Raw genomic sequence first — 13,203 nt, 5'->3', positions numbered from 1 at the left:
TGTCACCGGCTTCACACTTTGTCCCTCAGAGGTAATCGCGGATCAGCACCTCACCAATCTGCACCGCATTCAAGGCCGCCCCCTTACGGATGTTGTCCGCCACCACCCACAGGTTGAGGCCACAGGGGTGACTCAAGTCCTGGCGAACCCGACCGACAAACACCTGATCCTGGCCGGTGGCGTTCCCCACCTGGGTGGGGTAGTCCACATCCTCCTCCATCAGGGTCACTGCGGGGGCCTGGCTCAGCAGCACCTTGACCTCCTCCACCGAGGTGGGCTGACGGGTCTCAAGGTGGATCGCCTCACCATGGCCATGGAACACCGGCACCCGCACCGCGGTGGCGTTCACCATCACCGAGGCATCGCCGAGGATCTTCTGGGTCTCCCACAGCATCTTCATCTCCTCCTTGGTGTAGCCATTATCCATGAAGGCGTCGATCTTGGGCAGGCAGTTGAAGGCGATCTGGTTGTCGAACACCTCGTTGTTGGCGGGCAGGCCATTCAGCAACTGGGCACACTGCTTGGCCAGCTCCTCGATGGCACGACGGCCGGCCCCCGAGACCGACTGGTAGGTGGTCACGTTGATGCGCTCGATGCCGTATTGCTGGTGGATGGGGTTGAGCGCCACCAGCATCTGGATGGTGGAGCAGTTTGGATTGGCAATGATGTTGCGATTGCGAAACTCCTCCAGGGCATGGGAGTTGATCTCCGGCACCACCAGCGGCACTTCCGGGTCGTTGCGGAAATGGGAGGTGTTGTCGATCACCACGCAGCCGGCGTCGGCGGCCTCGGGGGCCCAGCGGGCGGACACCTCGCCACCGGCGGAGAAAAAGGCCAGCTCCACCTGGCTCCAGTCAAACTGCTCCACATCCAGGACCGTCAGCTCCTCCCCTTTGAAGTGGATGCTGGTACCGGCGCTGTTGGCGCTGGCCAGCGGAAAAAGCTGCCCCACGGGGAATTTGCGCTCCTCCAGGATCTGAACCAGGGTTTCACCAACGGCGCCGGTGGCACCGAGAACTGCGATATTAAAGGCCTGTGCCATGGAGGTTCTCTCTCGTGTTAAATCCAAGTTGGGACCAGAGGGCCGCCTGCTCTGCAGGGCCAACTATGGTCAAAGACATAAATTCCCGGCGCTCCAGGTGCGCCTTGCGTTGACGATCAAAGCCGCCTACCTGGCCGCTCCACTCCCTGAAGCGGCGATCCTGGGCGTCGATGTCATACACCAGTCGCGCCACCCTGGCCAGATCGCTCTGGGCCGCCGGCGCCGACAACCCCAGGGTGGAGATGGCAGCTTGGGGCAGATAGGTGGTCAGAGGCGGCACCTCATCCAGGGCCAGCGTCTCCCCCAGCCGACTCAGCAGCAACCAGTTGCCCCTGAGCTTGGCTTCCACGCTGTAACCGGCGATGTGGGGCGTGGCGATCTCCGCCAGTGCCACCAGCTCAGCCATGGGATTGGGCTCTCCCTCCCAGACATCCAGGATCAACCGGCACTCAGGATGAGTCCGCTTGTGGGCGATCAGCGCACCATTGTCCACCACCTCCCCCCGGCAGGCGTTCACCAACCAGGCATTCGCCTTCATCAGCCCAAGCCGGGCCGCATCCAGGAGGTGGAAGGTGGCGTCCGCGCCCTGGCGACTCAGCGGCACATGACAGCAGACCACATCGGACTGAGTCAGCAAGGTGCCCAGATCGACGAAGGCGCGGGGATCCCCGCCGCGCTGCTTCGGCGGGTCATTCAACAGCACCCTCATCCCCAGAGCCGCCGCCCTGGCAGCGGTGGCACTGCCGGTATTGCCGGCACCGATCACCCCCAGGGTGCGCCCTTTCAGCGGCACACCCAGCCGTTCGGCTAGGGTCAAAAGCGCAGTGAGCACGTACTCACCCACCGCCTCGGCATTACAGCCTGGTGCGTTGCTCCAAGAGATCCCCCGGGCCTCCAGGGCGCGGGTGTCGATATGGTCAAAACCTATGGTGGCGGTGCCCACGAACTTAAGCCGGGGAGCCGCCTCAATCAGCGCCGGGTCTACCCGGGTCACGCTGCGCACCAGCAGGATCTCGGCATCGCCTACCTGGTCTGGGCCAATCTCACGCCCCGGGTAGGTACGGATCTCGGCATGACCACCGAACATGGCGTCCAGCGCCGGCATATTCTCATCAGCAACGATAATCATCGGTCAGGGAGGGGAAAGGGGAATACAGGAGGGGAAGTGTACCAAAAGCGAAGCCGGGATACAGTATCCCGGCTTCATCATGAGTGTTCGCAGGCTCGGGAGTTAACCCTGGTACTTGCGCACAATCAGGGTGGCGTTGGTGCCGCCGAACCCGAAGCTGTTGCTCATGAAGGTGGTCACCGGCTGCTCACGGGTCTGGGTGACGATGTCCAGCCCCTCGGCTTCCGGATCCAGGTTGTCGATGTTGATGCTGGGGGCGATGAAGTCGTTCTCCATCATCAACAGGCTGTAGATCGCCTCATGAACACCTGCAGCGCCCAGGGCATGGCCGGTCATCGCCTTGGTGGCGCTGATGGCGGGGCTGTTGGCACCGAACACCTCCTGGATGGCACCCAACTCCTTGGTGTCGCCCACAGGAGTGGAGGTGCCGTGGGTGTTGATGTAATCGATGGACACGTCGTCCCCAGCCTGTTCCAGGGCCATCTTCATGCAGCGCACCGCGCCTTCGCCACTGGGCGCCACCATGTCGTAACCATCGGAGTTGGCACCGTAGCCAATGATCTCACCGTAGATCTTGGCGCCGCGGGCCAGAGCATGCTCCAGCTCCTCGACCACCACCATGCCACCGCCACCGGAGATGACGAAGCCGTCACGATCGACGTCGTAGGTGCGGGATGCCTTGGTGGGATCGTCATTGTACTTGGTGGACAGCGCCCCCATGCCGTCGAAGCCCATGGCCAGGGTCCAGTGCAGCTCCTCGGAACCGCCGGCAAAGACGATGTCCTGCTTGCCCAGTTGGATCTGCTCAACCGCGTTGCCGATGCAGTGGGCACTGGTGGCGCAGGCTGAGCTGATGGAGTAGTTCACCCCCTTGATCTTGAAGGGAGTCGCCAGACAGGCGGAAGCGGTGGAGGACATGATGCGGGGCACCAGGTAAGGACCCACCCGACGCACACCCTTGGTTCTCAGGGTGTCGGCAGCCTGCACCTGGTTCAGGGAGGAGGCACCGCCGCAGCCGGCGATGATGCCGGTGCGCAGGTTGCTGACCTGGTCTTCGGCCAGACCGGCATCCTCAATCGCTTCCTTCATGGCGATGTAGGCGTAGGCCGCGGCATCGCCCATGAAACGCAGGGTCTTGCGGTCGATGTGCTCGGAAGTATCGATCTTCAGATCACCCCACACCCGGCTGCGCAGGCCCAGTTCCTCAAATTGTTCCGAGTAGCTCAAGCCACTCTTACCAGCCTTCAGGGAAGCTTTCACTTCCTCGGCGTTGTTGCCAATACTGGAAACGATGCCCAGTCCGGTAATTACAACTCGCTTCATCGTTGTATCCTGTGTATGAAGATCTTTAAACCGCCGCCATCTTAGCCTGTTTTACAGGCGAAACTGGTCGGCTTTCCCCCCTCGGGGTTAGAATAGCGTCTCAAATTGCCACAGCGAGTACCCCAGTGAGATCCATCAGCCACGCCAAACTGGATTGGCGCGACTCCGACACCCCGGTTTCCATCGAATTTGACGATGTCTACTTCTCCACCGTAGACGGCATCGATGAGACCCGCTACGTCTTCCTGCAACATAACGGGTTTCCCGAACGATTTACAGAGCATCCCCGAAACACCCTGGTGGTGGCCGAGACCGGATTCGGCACCGGTCTCAATCTGATGGTGCTCTGGCACGCCTTCCGCGAGTTCCGGCGACGCCATCCCGATGCGCCGTGCAAGCGGCTCCACTTCGTCACCATGGAGAAGTACCCGGTGACCGAGGCGGATCTGGCCAAGGCCCACCGCCACTGGCCCGAATTCGCCGAACAGTGCCGCCAGCTCAAGTCGGCCTATCCCATGCCCATTCCCGGCTGCCACCGCATGGAGTTTGACCAGGGACAGGTGGTGGTGGACCTGTGGCTGGGAGACGTCAACCAGTGCCTGGAGCAGATGTACGCCCCGGAGGAGGGACTGGTGGACGTGTGGTTCCTCGATGGCTTCACTCCCAGCCGCAACCCCAAGATGTGGCAGGAGCAGCTCTATGAGCAGATGGCCCGTCTCAGCCACCGGAACGCCAGCTATGCCACCTTTACCGCCGCCGGCCATGTGCGCCGGGGACTGGAGAAGCACGGTTTCACCGTCACCAAGGACCAGGGCTATGGCGTCAAGCGGGAGATGATCTCCGGCCACTTCACACCAGACCGACCCCAGGCCTCCCGCCCGGACGAGGTGGCAGTGGTAGGGGCCGGGATTGCCGCCGCTCACACCGCCCTGAGCCTGGTGCAGCGCGGCATCGCCGTCACCCTCTACGGTCAAGACGCCGGCCCCGCAGACGGCGCCTCCGGCAATCGCCAGGGCGCCCTCTACCCCTTGATGAACCTGGCGGAGGATGGCCTCAGCGCCCTCTACCAACAGGGGTTCCTGCTGGCCCGCCAACGCCTGAGTCGACTGGTGGAGAACGGTCATTCGGTGGATCACGACTGGTGCGGGGTGCTGCAGCTGAGCCAAAGCCCCAAGGACGCCGAGAAGCTCGAGCGCATCGGCGCCGCCGGGTTCCCCTGTGAGCTGGTGCACCGGGTGGATCGGGATGCCGCCAGCCACATCGCCGACCTGCCCCTGGACCGGGGGGGCCTGTTCTTCCCCTATGGCGGCTGGCTGGCTCCGGAGCAGTTGGTCCTGGCCCTGCTGGCTCAGGCCCAGGCCACCGGGTTGCTTACCTGTCACTGGCACCACCGGTTGCAAGGGTTGCAGCGAGCTCAGGCTCACTGGCAACTGGAGTTTGACCAATCCACCGCCCGCCATCAGCAGCTGGTGATCTGCATGGGCCACGCCAGCGCCGATCTCGCCCAGAGTGCGCCGTTGCCGCTGCAGCCGGTCAGAGGCCAGATCAGCGCCCCCGAGTCGTCGGGCGATCTATCCCGGCTCAAGACGGTACTGTGCGCCGACGGCTATCTGGTGCCGGCTCTGGCGGGCAGGCTTACCTGTGGCGCCAGTTTCGTCAAGAACAGCCGCGACTCGCAGTGGCGCTCCGAGGATGTCGAGGAGATCGGCGGTCGCATGGCCAACAGCTTCGCCGGCAGTGACTGGCTGGCGCAGCTGGCACTGGATGACAGCGGCCGGGCCGCCATCCGCGGCTCGGTACGGGACCACTTCCCCCTGATGGGACCGATAACCGACTGGTCCCGGGTTGCCGCCGACCCCAGGGTGTGGCGGGACGCGCCCCTGCCGAACCAGCCCGGGCTGCACCTGGTGGCCGGGCTGGGCTCCCGGGGACTGTGCAGCGGCGCCCTGATGGCGGAATCGGCGGTGTCACTGATCTGCGCCGAGCCCCTGCCCCTCACCCAGGGGCTGCTGCAGAGGCTGCTGCCGGGGCGTTTCTGGCAACGGCGCATCAACAAGGGCCACCCCCCGGTTGACCAGGGTCAGGCCGATTAACGGCGCACCTCCCTCAACGCAAGAGAGGCTCCCCAGGGAGCCTCTCTTGTCCATCTTCCGCCTCAGTGTTGCTGCAGCCGGCTGAGCAGCTGCTGCCAGGCATTGTGCACCAGGGCCAGATCCTCCGGTGCCAGCTCGCTGCTGGCCTCATCCAGGCGGACGAGCATATCCTGGGCCAGGCACGACAACAGCTCGCCCCCGCTCTCCTCCAGGGTACTCAGGCTCAGGGCCAGATGCCCCTGCAGGTAGCCGCTGGCGAACACCTGGTCGTCACTGCCCTGCTCCACCATCTCGGTCATCCACTGGTTCGCCTGCTGTTCAATTTGCTCTAACATCCACCCTTCCTACGCTAATGGGTACAACACTTCATCGTGATAGCCGGTGATGATGGGATACCAACCGGCCAGCTGGGCATCCAGCTCAGGGTCGCCAGTATCGGCGATCATCGGCCTTCCCTCAAGGGCCTCTAGCTTGGCCTTGGTGGCCAGCACCAGGATATTGTCCTTGCCAACGGCGCGGATCACCGCCGGGCTCAGCTGCTGGTTGCCCCGACCGAACAGGTGGCCCTGACCGCCAATCAGGGTCACCACCAGCTTGGTGGGGCGGCCGTTAACGGCGTCAACCAATTGAACCGCAGTCATATCCTGCCCGATCAGTCGCTCCCCGGCAATCAGGTCCACCCCCAGCAGGGTGTTCTCCAGCCCCAGGTGCTCCATCACCGCCGCCACCGTGGATCCGGACCCCATGATGTACTGCCAATGGTCATCCATCCGTTCCCGAAATTCCGCACTGATGTCATCCAGCACCAGGGCTTCCACCTCCACGCCCCCCATCTTCACCGCCTGCACATACTGCAGCGCCTCGGGGATGCGCATCTCACCGAAGTGGCGGGCCTGGACCCGCCCCTGGCGGAAGGCGGTCTCGTCGATGTCGCGCACCTCGGCCAGCTGGGTGGAGAGCAACTCGCCGCGCACCATCTTGGCCACCACCTCGCCGCTGGCCTTTGGGGTGATGCCGTAGACGCCGGAGTGGATCTTCACCCCGGCCGGTACCCCGAGCACCGCTTGGCGGTCATGGACCTCGGCGCAGATATCCCGGGCGGTGCCATCACCACCGGCAAACAGGATAAGGTCCACCCTGGCCTCCATCAGGGCACGAGCCGCCAACCGGGTATCCTCGGCGCCAGTGGGCGCCGCGCAGTGATGCACCACCGTCGGCTGATACCCCAGGGTCTCCAGGAGCGCCTGCCCCATGGGACCGGAGGCGGTCAGCAGCTCAAACTGATCCCGCTCCCCCTCCAGCTGCTCCAGGGCGGTGGCCATTCTCAGGTGAGCCCTAGGCTCGGCCCCCAGGGCCAGCGCCTGCTCCGCCATGCCGTCGCTGCCCTTGAGAGCGACGCTCCCCCCCAGTCCAGCCAGGGGGTTGATGATCACCCCGAGTCGAAATGCTCTGTTCATCCTTGCCTCAACATTCAAACTGTTCCGGCGACAGGGCCGGAGTTGCATAGTAGCGGTGAAGATCCTCGATCAGGGCCTGTGCCCTGGGAGGAAATCCCTGCTTCAGATAGCGGCGGGTCTGCGCCTGCACCTGTCTCTGAAAGGTGGCCCGATCCACCTGCGCCCCCCCCAGGTTGTCCACACTGACATTGAAACGGCGACCGGCGGCCAGGTGGAAGGCCCACTCGATGGCCTGGGGCTTCACCTCCACCCGCTCAAACGCGGCCTGCTGCGCCTCGCTGCGCCCGTCGGGATGGTACCAGTAACCGTAATCCACCCGTTGACGCCTGGCCGCCCCGGCCAGGGTCCAATGAGCCAACTCATGGAGGGCACTGGCGAAGAAACCGTGGGCAAAATAGATGCGGTGCCAGGGGCAGTGCTCATCCGCCGGCAGGTAGAGGGGGTCGCTCCCCAGATCAATCAACCTGGTATTGAACTGTCTGCCCAGCCCCAGGTTAAACAGCCGGATCAGGGCAAGGTTCGGCGTCTCTGTCACTTCGGTGGACCATCCCATTGTTGTAATTCAATCCCTTGGAGATCAATGCCACCAACAGCGCAGTCGCGGCCAGTCCCATGGCCAGCCACCAGATCTGCCCGGGGTGACGCTGCCACAACAATCCACTGAAAAACACCCCCAGCGCACCGCCGCCGCTGAAGGCCAGACTTCGGTACAGTGCCTGCACTCGCCCCTGGATGCCAGGAGCAAACTCGTGGTGGATAAACTGCATGGCACACACGTGCGCCAGGGAGAAGCTGGCCGCATGCAACAGGTTGGCGGGCACCTGCCCCCAGGGGGTGTGCGTCTGTGCCGTCAGGTACCATCGCAGCAACGCCAGCATACCACAGGCGATCATCAGCCGATCCAGGGGCCAACGCCTCAGCAGGCGCGGCATCAGGACAAACAGCCCCAACTCGGCCACCACACCGGCCGCCACCAGCATCCCTGCCACCGATTCACTGATCCCCAGGGACTGCAGGTAGAGCACGTAGAAACCGTAGAAGGCGCCGTGGCTGGCATTAAGACAGAAGGCAAACAGCAGAAACAGGGTGGCTTTGGGCCAGTGGACGCCATCCCATCCGCTGAGGCGAGCTTCAGGGTCGGGCTCATCGCCCTCGTTCAGCGGCAGGGAAAACAGCAGCATCGCCAGCAGCAAACCGCTCCCCACCCAGGGAAGCAGCGCCACACTCCAGCGCTCGAACATCCAGCCCGCCAGCGCCACCATCACCAGGAAACCGATGCTGCCCCAGCTGCGAATCCGGCTGTAGAGCTCCACCTGAGGTCGGAGCAGCGCCAGGGTCAGCACCTCAAGCTGGGACAGGATGCTGCTCCAGCTGAAGCTGAACAGGGCCAGGATCGCCGCCGTCGGCCAGAAGCCGCCAACCAGGAACAGGCCGCCAAAGCTCAGCAGCGACAGGGCCACTCCCGCCTTGGTCAGCAGGGCCCGGCGACCGCCCCGATCCGCCAGGCTGGCCCAGAGATAGGGGGCCACCATGGCGATCACCATCTGGATGGCAACCAGGGCGCCGATCTGGGGAGCATCGAAACCACGCAGCTTCAGATAGACCCCCATGAAAGGCACGGTCAGCGCTTGTATAGCGAAATAGCACAGGTAGTTGGCCGCCATTAACCGCCTCTGTGGCTGCCAGAATCGACCGTTTGTCATCTCGAGTGTCACCCTCTCTGGAATGGGCTAGGCCGCATCCGCGCAACGCCCCGGCGGTTCACCGGCCTGCTGCGCCACCCGCCGGTTGTATCCCAGCCCCCGGGAGAGCAGCGCCGCCACCAGCGAAACCGCCGCCAGGGCCATGGCCAGCTGCCAGATTCGCCCTGGCTGATCCGCCCAAAGTTGGCCACTGAAGTAGATCCCCAGGGCACCGCCGCCACTGAACGCCAGGCTGCCGTAGAGGGCCTGCATCCGCCCCTGGATCCCGGGCGCAAACTCATGATGGATGAACTGCATGGCACAGGCATGAGCCAGGGCAAAGCTGGCCGCATGCAGCATCTGCGCCGGCAACTGCCCCAGGGGCGAGCTCACCTGGGCGGTGACCAACCAGCGCAGCAGCGCCAGCAGGGCACAGACGATCATCAGCCGATCCAGCGCGACCCTCCTGAGCAGCCTGGGCATCAGGGCAAACAGGCCCACCTCCGCCAGCACCCCGGAGGCCACCAGCAGCCCGGCCACGGATTCACTGATCCCCAGGGTCTGCAGGTAGAGTACGTAAAAGCCGTAGTAGGCACCGTGACTGGCGTTAAGGCTGAAGGCAAACAGCAGATAGAGAGCCACCCTGCTCCAGCGGATCCCCAGCCAGGACCCCGTGGAGCGGGTCCCGTGCGACTCATCCCCATTGTCGAGCGCCAGGGTAAACCAGAGCATGGTGGCCAGCAGTCCGACGCCGATCCAGGGCAACAGGCCGGCATCCCACTGGTCGAAGGCCCAGCCGGCAGCGATCACCATCGCCAGGTAGCCGACGCTTCCCCAGCTTCGCACCTTGCTGTAGAGCTCGGTTCTCGGCTTCAGGGAGGAGAGAGTCAGCACCTCCAACTGGGCGAGGATGCCGCTCCAGCTGAAACTGAACGCCATCAGCGCCGCCCCCGTGGCCAACATTCCCTGGGCGAACAGCAGCCCGGCGAACCCGGTCAGCGCCAGTGCCAGACCCAGCTTGGCGATCCCAGCCCGACGGCCGCTGGCATCGGCCAGGGAGGCCCACAGGTAGGGAGACACCATGGCGGTGGCCATCTGCGCCGCCATCAGGGTGCCGATCTGGGGGGCGTCGAAACCACGCAGGTCCAGGTAGATTCCCATAAAGGGGACGGTCAACCCCTGTACGGCAAAATAGAACAGGTAGTTGGCAGCCAACAGCTGTCGCTGTGGCTGCCAGAATCGGTTGGTCATCACGCTTTCATATTCAAGGCAGGGGTCGTCACGGCAACGTCGGCATTTTGAGCCCGATGACGCAACAGGTGGTCCATCAGGGTAATCGCCATCATCGCTTCGGCGATCGGTACCGCTCGTATGCCGACACAGGGGTCATGACGCCCCCGGGTCACCAGTTCGGTGGGGTTCCCCTCAAGGTCGATGCTGTTGCCCGGCACCATGATGGAGGAGGTGGGCTTGAGCGCCAGATGAGCCACCAGAGGCTGGCCGCTGCTGATCCCCCCGAGCACGCCGCCGGCGTGATTGGAGGTAAAGCCCTCCGGGGTCAACTCGTCACGGTGCTCGCTGCCCCGCTGCTCCACCACGTCGAAGCCATCCCCCAAGGCCACCGCCTTGACCGCATTGATGCTCATCAGGCTGTGGGCCAGATCCGCATCCAGACGGTCGAACACTGGCTCACCCAGCCCCACCGGCACCCCGGTGGCCACCACGGTCACCTTGGCGCCGATGGAGTCGCCGCTCTTCTTCAGATCCCGCATGAACTGGTCCAGCGCCTCCAGCTTGGTGGTGTCGGGGAAGAAAAAGGGGTTCTGCTCAATCTGGGCCAGGTCCACCTGCTCGGCGCGGATGGGGCCGAGCTGGGACAGGTAACCGCGAATCTCGATGCCATGAACCTGGGCCAGGTACTTCTTGGCAATGGCGCCGGCGGCCACCCGCATGGCGGTTTCCCGGGCGGAACTGCGGCCACCGCCCCGGTAATCGCGGATGCCGTACTTGTGATGGTAGGTATAGTCCGCATGGCCGGGACGAAAGGTCCGGGCGATCTCAGAGTAATCCTTGGAGCGCTGATCGGTGTTCTGAATCAGCAGGCCGATGGGCGTGCCAGTGGTTTTCCCCTCGAACACGCCGGACTGGATGCTCACCTGGTCCGGCTCCCGCCGGGCGGTGGTATAGCGGGAACTGCCTGGGCGACGGCGGTCCAGGTCACCCTGCAGATCCGCCTCGCTCAGTTCGATGCCGGGGGGACAACCATCGACAATGGCGCCCAGTGAGAGACCGTGACTTTCACCCCAGGTGGTCACGGTGAAAAGCTTACCTATAGTATTACCTGCCATTCCCCAGCGGCACTCCCATATGATTGATGACTACTTGAAGCGGTCTTGATGCTCCACCAACTGCTCCCTGGTGAGGACAAACACCCCGTCGCCGCCGTTTTCGAACTCCAGCCAGGTGAAGGGCACCTCAGGCAGTTGCTCGGCCAGGGCCACCCAGGAGTTACCCACCTCTACGATCAGCACCCCGTTGTCATTGAGGTGATCGGCCGCCTCACGCAGGATGCGGCGAGTCAGGTCCAGGCCATCGTTGCCAGAAGCCAGACCCAGCTCTGGCTCATGGTGAAACTCCTCAGGCAGGTCAGCCATATCCTCGGCGTCGACGTAGGGAGGATTGGACACAATAAGATCATACTTCTGCCCTGGCAAGGCATTGAACCCATCGGACTGGATGGGGAAGACGCTGTGCAGCATGCCGTGGCGCTCAATATTGATCTGAGCAACATCCAGGGCGTCGCTGCTGATGTCCACCGCGTCCACCTCGGCATCCGGGAAGGCGTAGGCACAGGCGATGGCGATACAGCCGGAACCAGTACACATATCGAGGATACGCTGTACCGGCTTGTTGTACATCCAGGGAGTGAACCCCTTGTCGATCAGTTCGGCAATGGGCGAACGGGGCACCAGCACCCGCTCATCACAGTAGAACTCCAGGCCGGCGAACCAGGCACTGTTGGTCAGGTAGGGTACCGGGGTGCGATCCCGAACCCGGCGGATCACCAGCTCGGCGATCTTCTGTTTTTCGCTGCTGGTCAGGCGCGCCCGGCGCACTTCGTTCCCCAACTCGAGGGGCAGGTGCAAACAGTGCAGCACCAAAGCCACCGCCTCGTCCCAGGGGTTGTCGGTACCATGGCCATAATAGATGCCAGCGTCATTAAAACGGCTGACGGACCACCGCAGCATATCTTCAATGGTCTGCAGTTCGGTCACTGCTTCGTCGATAAAAATTTTATCCACCTGGAAAACCCTAAACTAGATGAAACCGGCACATTGTAACCCGCCCCTTGTCGGATTACGATTGCATTCCTTTAACCATGTGCCGCCCGAGCGGGAAGTCTATGAGCCAGCAGAATCACGACAAGCTGTTTTCCGAGATGATGAAGGGGATCAAACCCATGAGTCAGGACAAGCATCACCACAGGAAAAGCCCCAAATCCAAGGTGGTGATGGAGGAGAAACAGCAGCGTCAGATGGCGGACACCTACTTCTCGGACGAGTACCAGCCGGCCATGCCCGACAGCGGCCCCACCCGCTACCTGCGGGAGGGGGCAGATCCCTTCGAGTTGAAGAAGCTGCGCCGCGGCGACTACCCTCCGGAGCTGATGCTGGATCTTCACGGCTACCGGGCCCAGGAAGCACGGTTCGAGATCATCGCCCTCATTGAGGCGTGCAGGAAGCAGCACATCGACTGTGCCTGCATCATGCACGGCATCGGTGGCGGGGTGCTCAAGCAACAGGTACCCGCCTGGCTGGCCCAGCATCCGGATGTGATCGCCTACCATCAGGCGCCCCTCGAGTGGGGCGGCGATGGCTCACTGCTGGTGTTGGTGGATATCGGTCAATCAGAGGAGGGCTGGCACCGTCGGTGACTTGAGCCACTGAAACTCCGCGCAGGGAAGCGTCCTTATTGCAGCAACCGCCGCGGTGGCAAACAGGGGAGGCTCTATACCAGGGACAAACTCCCTGACCAGATAGGCCAGCAGAGGCATGTGGGCCACCACCAGCACCCGCTCGGCGCCATGGGTATCGGCATAGGCCGCAATCACATCGTGACTGAGGGAGGGATCTGCATCGGGCACCAGTTCGTCCAGAGTTTCCACCGCCACCCCCTCGGGCAGCGAGGCCTGCAGACACACCCAGCTCTGCTGGGCCCGCACATAGGGGCTCACCAGGGCCAGCTCGCACCGGGCAAACTCCGGAGCCAGCTTCGCCCCCATATGCATCACCTCCCGCTGACCGAGATCGGTCAGGGTTCTCTGGCTGTCCACCGAGGCATCGAACCCGGCCTCGCCATGACGCATCAAAAATAGCTGCATTGTTACCCCGATGATTGCTCGCCGGCCCGGCCGGATGGTGGCTCCTGCCCGCGAGAACCGGGGCTCTGAACCCCGATCTTTAGAGCAGATTAAGTC

At 63.4% G+C, this 13,203-nt stretch carries 13 protein-coding genes; 2 read left to right on the top strand and 11 right to left on the bottom strand.

Features of this window, described 5'->3' with window-relative positions; genetic code table 11:
* Nucleotides 1-25: 25 nt before the first annotated feature.
* The 3 genes from FCL40_RS06735 to fabB all read right to left on the bottom strand — a co-directional run bounded on the left by FCL40_RS06735 (nt 26) and on the right by fabB (nt 3,494).
* Nucleotides 26-1,042, bottom strand: a complete 1,017-nt coding sequence (locus FCL40_RS06735; RefSeq protein WP_136852398.1) for an aspartate-semialdehyde dehydrogenase — start codon at nt 1,040-1,042, stop codon at nt 26-28.
* Complete coding sequence (locus FCL40_RS06730) at nt 1,026-2,171, bottom strand: 4-phosphoerythronate dehydrogenase (protein ID WP_136852397.1); 1,146 nt, start codon at nt 2,169-2,171, stop codon at nt 1,026-1,028. Before FCL40_RS06730 ends, FCL40_RS06735 begins: the two co-directional genes overlap by 17 nt.
* Nucleotides 2,172-2,273: 102 nt before the next feature.
* Nucleotides 2,274-3,494, bottom strand: coding sequence for a beta-ketoacyl-ACP synthase I (gene fabB, locus FCL40_RS06725; protein WP_136852396.1), 1,221 nt, complete (start codon nt 3,492-3,494; stop codon nt 2,274-2,276).
* A gap of 125 nt (nt 3,495-3,619) precedes the next feature.
* Here fabB and mnmC point away from each other — a divergent pair, with 125 nt between their 5' ends.
* Entirely contained in the window at nt 3,620-5,587 is a 1,968-nt protein-coding gene (mnmC, locus tag FCL40_RS06720) for a bifunctional tRNA (5-methylaminomethyl-2-thiouridine)(34)-methyltransferase MnmD/FAD-dependent 5-carboxymethylaminomethyl-2-thiouridine(34) oxidoreductase MnmC (RefSeq protein WP_169307027.1), read from the top strand.
* Nucleotides 5,588-5,649: 62 nt separating this feature from the next.
* Here the strand turns inward: mnmC and FCL40_RS06715 are convergent, their stop codons facing one another.
* From FCL40_RS06715 to prmB, 7 genes are all read right to left on the bottom strand, one after another.
* On the bottom strand, nt 5,650-5,922 hold the full coding sequence (locus FCL40_RS06715) for a YfcL family protein (protein WP_136852394.1): 273 nt from the start codon (nt 5,920-5,922) through the stop codon (nt 5,650-5,652).
* A gap of 9 nt (nt 5,923-5,931) precedes the next feature.
* On the bottom strand, nt 5,932-7,044 hold the full coding sequence (locus FCL40_RS06710) for an ATP-NAD kinase family protein (protein WP_136852393.1): 1,113 nt from the start codon (nt 7,042-7,044) through the stop codon (nt 5,932-5,934).
* Nucleotides 7,045-7,051: 7 nt separating this feature from the next.
* A complete protein-coding gene (locus FCL40_RS06705) occupies nt 7,052-7,597 on the bottom strand; it encodes an elongation factor P hydroxylase (protein WP_136852392.1) in 546 nt (181 codons plus the stop codon).
* Nucleotides 7,539-8,708 (bottom strand): MFS transporter, encoded by a 1,170-nt coding sequence (locus FCL40_RS06700; protein WP_169307026.1) that lies wholly within the window; start codon nt 8,706-8,708, stop codon nt 7,539-7,541. Before FCL40_RS06700 ends, FCL40_RS06705 begins: the two co-directional genes overlap by 59 nt.
* 66 nt (nt 8,709-8,774) lie before the next feature.
* Nucleotides 8,775-9,977: an MFS transporter gene (locus FCL40_RS06695; RefSeq protein ID WP_136852390.1), complete on the bottom strand. Its 1,203-nt coding sequence runs from the start codon at nt 9,975-9,977 to the stop codon at nt 8,775-8,777.
* Nucleotides 9,977-11,074 carry a chorismate synthase gene (gene aroC / locus FCL40_RS06690; protein WP_136852389.1) on the bottom strand — a complete coding sequence of 366 codons (1,098 nt, stop codon included), beginning with the start codon at nt 11,072-11,074 and terminating at the stop codon, nt 9,977-9,979. The genes FCL40_RS06695 and aroC overlap by 1 nt, the downstream gene beginning before the upstream one ends.
* Before the next feature lie 30 nt (nt 11,075-11,104).
* Nucleotides 11,105-12,028 (bottom strand): 50S ribosomal protein L3 N(5)-glutamine methyltransferase, encoded by a 924-nt coding sequence (gene prmB, locus FCL40_RS06685; protein WP_136852388.1) that lies wholly within the window; start codon nt 12,026-12,028, stop codon nt 11,105-11,107.
* Nucleotides 12,029-12,129: 101 nt separating this feature from the next.
* Between prmB and smrB the strand changes: the two genes are divergently transcribed.
* Nucleotides 12,130-12,660, top strand: a complete 531-nt coding sequence (gene smrB, locus FCL40_RS06680; protein WP_136852387.1) for an endonuclease SmrB — start codon at nt 12,130-12,132, stop codon at nt 12,658-12,660.
* On the opposite strand, the gene sixA is transcribed toward smrB, so the two are convergent.
* Nucleotides 12,634-13,107, bottom strand: coding sequence for a phosphohistidine phosphatase SixA (sixA, locus tag FCL40_RS06675; protein WP_136852386.1), 474 nt, complete (start codon nt 13,105-13,107; stop codon nt 12,634-12,636). The genes smrB and sixA overlap by 27 nt on opposite strands.
* Nucleotides 13,108-13,203 lie beyond the last annotated feature (96 nt).

The sequence above is a fragment of the Ferrimonas sediminicola genome (genome assembly GCF_005116715.1).
GTDB lineage: Bacteria > Pseudomonadota > Gammaproteobacteria > Enterobacterales > Shewanellaceae > Ferrimonas > Ferrimonas sediminicola.
This window is presented reverse-complemented; position numbering and strand designations above follow the sequence as displayed.

Bases quoted from the DNA above. Each gene is read 5' to 3' on its own strand.
- fabB (WP_136852396.1), bottom strand. From the start codon at position 3,494: ATGAAGCGAGTTGTAATTACCGGACTGGGCATCGTTTCCAGTATTGGC.
- FCL40_RS06705 (WP_136852392.1), bottom strand. From the start codon at position 7,597: ATGGGATGGTCCACCGAAGTGACAGAGACGCCGAACCTTGCCCTGATC.
- FCL40_RS06710 (WP_136852393.1), bottom strand. From the start codon at position 7,044: ATGAACAGAGCATTTCGACTCGGGGTGATCATCAACCCCCTGGCTGGA.
- FCL40_RS06695 (WP_136852390.1), bottom strand. From the start codon at position 9,977: ATGACCAACCGATTCTGGCAGCCACAGCGACAGCTGTTGGCTGCCAAC.
- FCL40_RS06735 (WP_136852398.1), bottom strand. From the start codon at position 1,042: ATGGCACAGGCCTTTAATATCGCAGTTCTCGGTGCCACCGGCGCCGTT.
- FCL40_RS06700 (WP_169307026.1), bottom strand. From the start codon at position 8,708: ATGGCGGCCAACTACCTGTGCTATTTCGCTATACAAGCGCTGACCGTG.
- aroC (WP_136852389.1), bottom strand. From the start codon at position 11,074: ATGGCAGGTAATACTATAGGTAAGCTTTTCACCGTGACCACCTGGGGT.
- smrB (WP_136852387.1), top strand. From the start codon at position 12,130: ATGAGCCAGCAGAATCACGACAAGCTGTTTTCCGAGATGATGAAGGGG.
- FCL40_RS06730 (WP_136852397.1), bottom strand. From the start codon at position 2,171: ATGATTATCGTTGCTGATGAGAATATGCCGGCGCTGGACGCCATGTTC.
- FCL40_RS06715 (WP_136852394.1), bottom strand. From the start codon at position 5,922: ATGTTAGAGCAAATTGAACAGCAGGCGAACCAGTGGATGACCGAGATG.
- sixA (WP_136852386.1), bottom strand. From the start codon at position 13,107: ATGCAGCTATTTTTGATGCGTCATGGCGAGGCCGGGTTCGATGCCTCG.